3 protein-coding genes are annotated in these 1,919 nt (G+C 57.8%); 2 read left to right on the forward strand and 1 reads right to left on the reverse strand.

All coding sequences use genetic code 11. From position 1 onward, the window contains the following. Positions 1–159 precede the first annotated feature (159 nt). Positions 160–327, forward strand: a complete 168-nt coding sequence (locus ATE71_RS21920; RefSeq protein ID WP_201022999.1) for an excalibur calcium-binding domain-containing protein — start codon at positions 160–162, stop codon at positions 325–327. A 21-nt stretch (positions 328–348) separates the two neighbouring features. Here the strand turns inward: ATE71_RS21920 and ATE71_RS21455 are convergent, their stop codons facing one another. Next, on the reverse strand, positions 349–546 hold the full coding sequence (locus ATE71_RS21455; protein ID WP_321164298.1) for a DUF6961 family protein: 198 nt from the start codon (positions 544–546) through the stop codon (positions 349–351). Positions 547–823: 277 nt separating this feature from the next. Between ATE71_RS21455 and ATE71_RS22345 the strand changes: the two genes are divergently transcribed. Continuing rightward, the gene (locus tag ATE71_RS22345) at positions 824–1,825 is read left to right on the forward strand and encodes a hypothetical protein (protein ID WP_152998882.1); all 1,002 of its coding nucleotides are present in this window, start codon (positions 824–826) and stop codon (positions 1,823–1,825) included. The last annotated feature ends 94 nt before the right edge of the window (positions 1,826–1,919 follow it).

Below are 1,919 nucleotides of genomic sequence, written 5' to 3' on the forward strand. Positions count from 1 at the left end.
CGACGCTCCGATATCCTCGCTCATCACCGCTCCTCGCAAAGAGCGGCTATCAGCATCCCGCAGCAGCTTCCCGCAAGGCGGCCTTCAGGACACGGTTACGCCCTTCTGTCGAGCCCAGAGCAGCGCGCGGCTGCTCTCGACGTTGCGAGAAACGTTGGCGTGAGCTCAGGAATCGCCAGAGAGCGCGCTCCGCAAGACGGGGACTATTGGCGCGGCTGCGACGATGCGCGTGCAGCCGGCACGGCTCCTATCTATCGAGGTGAGCCAGGATACCGCGAGGGTATGGACGGCGACAATAACGGGATCGCCTGCGAACCCTATCGCTGAAGTAGGTGCCAGGCTCGAATTCTACATTGCGAGCGGCCGTTCGCCTGTCCACAAGAGGCTTAGCTTTTCCGCAATAGCCTTCCAGCGGGCGATTCCCTCGATGTCGCCTTCAATCGCAAGGGCGCCAATGCGTTCAGCAATCCAGACTGCAGCTTGCTCGCCGTGCTCTTTCTCGACGGCGAGCGCGCACGCCCACAGCTCTTTCTCAACGGTCATCATTGCAGCAGTGGCCACACGGCCGAGACGATGCTGACAACGAATGTTCCCGCCACCAACGCGGTCACGAACCAGAATTCTATCTCAACAGTTCTGGCTTTCTGATCCGGCTCTCGTGGCATTCGTTTCTCCGACAATGCAGGCTCGAGAAGTGACGATTGAGCGTGGCCGAAAGAAATTCACGTCTCCATCATAATCGTGCAACGAAGATTGCAAATCTGTCTACCGTGAAATCGAAGGGTGCGACCTGTGTGGCAAGGTTGCGCAAAGTGAGGATGCGATGGGCTGGATCAGACACGATGATATCTATGTTTCACCGGAGGCGCTCATAGCGTTTGCCTGGAGCGCGCCAATGCGCGATTTGGCAAAGAAGGTGGGCATTTCTGACGTTGGGCTAAAGAAACTGCTTCACGCCAATGGAATCGTGACCCCGCCACAAGGGCATTGGAATCGTGTCCACGCTGGCAAGGCCGTAACCAGCCCCCCACAGGCCCCGTGGCGACGGCCGGGCCAAACCGGGCGGATTAACTTGGAGGCGAAATTCAAAGGTCTCTTGCCAGAGACACCGCCAATGCCTGTTGGGGGGCCATTTGTATCGCGATCGGTGCCTGAAGATCTGGAAGACTTGCGCACTGTTGAACTGAAGGCGATCGGGCGGGTGGCAGTTCCGCGCAATCTTGACCGACGCCATCCAGGCTTGGTTCAGCTCTTGAAACGCGAAGATGCAATCCGCGAGAAAGTCGCTGAAAAACGTTGGTATTGGCGTTCGCCCAGCTTCGACACGCCGCTTGGTCAACGCAAGCTGCGACTGCTCAACGGTCTGTTTTTTGCGCTTTCCAGCCGCGATCATTCCGGAACCGCTTCGAACGGCGACCGTGGTCTCGAGGCGCTTGCTCGAATTGGGGACATGCATCTTAGTCTGGAGCTGGCAATTGTCGGGAAGCATCGCACGGAGTTGATCGAGGGGCGTCATCGGCCAGCTCGCGATCTTCCTGCTTCAACGCCGCTTCAGCTCAAAATAAGCTGGCCCGCCAAACTCGGTGTCATCTCCGCTTGGGAAGATGGAGCTGAGGGCACTCTTGAAAGTCGTCTGACTACAATCGCTGCAGACATCATCGTCGCAGGGGAGGCAGCTTTCCGTCGATCACTCGTCGAAGAGATTGAACGCCAAGAAGCTGTTCGCCAGAGGGAAGCGGAAGCCCGCCAGCGTCGGTTGGAACTGCTTCAGGCACAGCGAACAGAACATCTTGAAAAAAGCAGCGAGATGCTGGCCAAAGGTTAGCGATGCGACCACCCCACGTTGACGTGCGGAGGTTTTTAAGAGTTGCCGTAGCGGGATTCGTTATTCAGCTCTTTGAGCGCCGGGATGACGAGCG

It is taken from the genome of Sphingopyxis sp. H115 (assembly GCF_001468465.1).
Lineage (GTDB): Bacteria > Pseudomonadota > Alphaproteobacteria > Sphingomonadales > Sphingomonadaceae > Sphingopyxis.